The organism is Nonomuraea lactucae (assembly GCF_003313395.1).
Taxonomy (GTDB): Bacteria; Actinomycetota; Actinomycetes; order Streptosporangiales; family Streptosporangiaceae; genus Nonomuraea; species Nonomuraea lactucae.
On record NZ_QNFZ01000630.1, the window covers coordinates 1 to 2,598 of the forward strand.

The 2,598-nt window shown below is 74.9% G+C and carries 2 protein-coding genes and 1 pseudogene; all 3 read right to left on the bottom strand.

The window, feature by feature from the left end; translation table 11 throughout:
• Positions 1-109: 109 nt before the first annotated feature.
• Positions 110-1,216: a serine hydrolase domain-containing protein gene (locus tag DQW85_RS24495; protein ID WP_113702370.1), complete on the bottom strand. Its 1,107-nt coding sequence runs from the start codon at positions 1,214-1,216 to the stop codon at positions 110-112.
• A gap of 178 nt (positions 1,217-1,394) precedes the next feature.
• A complete protein-coding gene (murQ, locus tag DQW85_RS24500; RefSeq protein WP_113702371.1) occupies positions 1,395-2,294 on the bottom strand; it encodes an N-acetylmuramic acid 6-phosphate etherase in 900 nt (299 codons plus the stop codon).
• A 122-nt stretch (positions 2,295-2,416) separates the two neighbouring features.
• Positions 2,417-2,598, bottom strand: a pseudogene (locus DQW85_RS24505) (GNAT family N-acetyltransferase); the annotation flags it as partial.

Here is a 2,598-nt window from a genome sequence, read left to right on the forward strand (position 1 = left end):
CGCCTGACGGGCGCCGCCTGACGGGCGCCGGTGGACGCCGGGCGGCTCCGGCGGCGTGCCCGCAGGGGGTCAGCGGGGGTCCGCAGGGGTCAGCTGGGGTCAGTAGGGGTCAGTAGGGGTCACAGTATGGAGTAAGTAGGGAGTCAGGGGCGCCCGTGGGCGGTGGTGAGGCGAGGCGGAGGGCCTCGGCGGCGACCGCGCGGCGCAGGCCGCGGATGCCGTCACGGCCGCGCACCGGGTGGACGGCGTTCGTCAGCAGCACCACCGTCAGCCGCCGGTCGGGGTCCACCACCAGCGAGGTGCCGGTGAACCCCGAGTGCCCGTACGCGCCCGCCAGCGGCCCCACGATCGCCGGGTCGCCGATGCGGACCCCCAGCCCGTGGCGGAAGGCCGCGCCCTCGGCCCCCTGGTCGCGGACCATCTCGGCCACGCTCTCCGGGCGCAGCAGCGCGCCGCCGCCGAGCCGCAGCGTCTCGCCGAACGCGAGCAGGTCGTCGGCCGTGGCGAACACCCCCGCGTGCCCCGCTACGCCGCCCAGGCCGTAGGCGGTCTCGTCGTGGACCTCGCCGCGCACGCAGCCCGGCCCCGCGCGTTCCGGTTTCCACTCCGTGGCGGCGATCCGCGGCAGCAGGCCCGGCGCGGGCCGGTATCCGGTGTCGCGGAGGCCGAGCACGTCGGTGACCCGGGCGCGGACCAGCTCGTCCAGCGGCGCGCCGCCGGCCAGCTCGGCCACCCGGCCGGCCGTGACCATGCCGACGTCGGTGTACAGGTAGGGGCCGCCGACCGGCTCGGTGACCGGTGTGTCGATCATGGCGGCCAGCCGGGTGGCGGGGTCCGCGTCCGGCAGTTCGAGGTCGATGCGGCGGGTGGACCGCAGCCCGGCCGTGTGGGTGAGCAGGCGGCGCGTGGTGATCCGCGCGTCCCGCCCGGGGAGCCACGCCGCCACCGGCTCGTCCAGGTCCAGGTCGCCGTCCTCGGCCAGGGAGAGCAGGACGGCCGTGGTGAACAGCTTGCTGATCGAGGCCAGGTCGAAGATGGAGTCGCGGCGCGCGGGCGGCCGGTCGCGGGCGGGGGTCCCGTCGGCGTCGGCGTACCGGACGAGCTCGCCCGTCGCCGCCGACGCCGCGACCCGGCCGTCCACGGCGATCAGCGCGACCGCCGCCGAGCAGACGCGCGGCACCGCGCCGGCCAGGATCGCCTCCAGCCGATCGGACATCGCCCGGCCTCTCTCGATCTCGGCTCCCCCTCGATCCCAGCTGTCCCTGATCCCGGCTGTCCCTGATCCCGGCTTTCCCTTGTCTCGCCGCGGTCTCCTGTGATCCTGCCGTGTGCGACCGCCTGGCCGGCTCCCTCAGCCGGGCCCCCTCCTCCTTGGCCCGGTTGCGGGCGGTGGGTCAGCCGCTCAGCGCGTCGCTGAGGCGCTCGCCGTGCGACTCCAGCAGCGCGCGCGCCTCCTCAGCCCCGAGCCCGTGCTGGATCATCACCACCGCCGTCTTCGCCTGCCCGTCGGCCGCGTCCACCGCCTTGGCCGCCGTCTCGCGGTCGGCGCCGGTGATCTCGCTGACCATGCGGATCGCCCGGTCGGCCAGCTTGCTGTTCATCGCCGACATCTCGATCATCCGGTTGCCGTACGTGCGGCCGAGACGCACCATGGAGATGGTGGAGATCATGTTGAGCACCAGCTTCTGGGCGGTGCCCGCCTTGAGCCTGGTCGAACCGGCCACGACCTCGGCGCCCACGACCACCTCGATGGCGTGCTCGGCGGCGGCCGACAGGGGAGCGCCGTCGTTGCACGACAACCCGACGGTGAGCGCGCCCCGCCTGGCGGCCTCCACCAGCGCGCCCAGCACGAACGGCGCGCGACCGCTGGCCGAGACGCCCACCACCGAGTCGAGCGGTCCCACCTCCAGGCCCGCCAGCGCGGCGGCGCCCCCGTCGGCGTCGTCCTCGGCGCCCTCGACGGAGCGGGTGAGCGCCTCGGGGCCGCCGGCGATCACGCCTTGGACGAGCCCGGGGTCGGTGCCGAAGGTGGGCGGGCACTCGGAGGCGTCGAGCACGGCCAGCCGGCCCGACGTGCCCGCCCCCACGTACAGCAGCCGCCCGCCCGCCCGCATCCGCGTGGAGATCGCGTCGATCGCGGCTGAGATCGCCGGGATCGCCACCGCGACGGCGGCGGGCACCGCGGCGTCGGCCTGGTTCATGAGCCGCGCGATCTGCTCGGTGGGCAGTCGGTCGATCTGGCTGTAGCGAGGGTCGCTCTGCTCGGTCGCCAACTCCGGTAGGGGATCGGTCATGACGCTAATTTCCACCCTTTGCTTCTCTATTGTAAAGAACTTCCAATACTCCGCGTTCATGGCACGTTCCCGGCGGAGCCCGCGGCCGGCCGTTCCGTGACATCCAGTGACATCCAGTGACATCACGCCAGGTCGCGGCGGTAGAGCCAGAAGACCCGCTCGGCCCGCGCGCCCACCGCGCGCGAGTAGAACCGCAGCGGGCCGACCCATCCGATCTGCGCGGCGACCATCCCGGCGCCGCGCATGTCGGCCAGGCAGCGGCGCAGCAGCACGCCGCCCAGGCCCAGCCCCCGCGCGGCCGGCG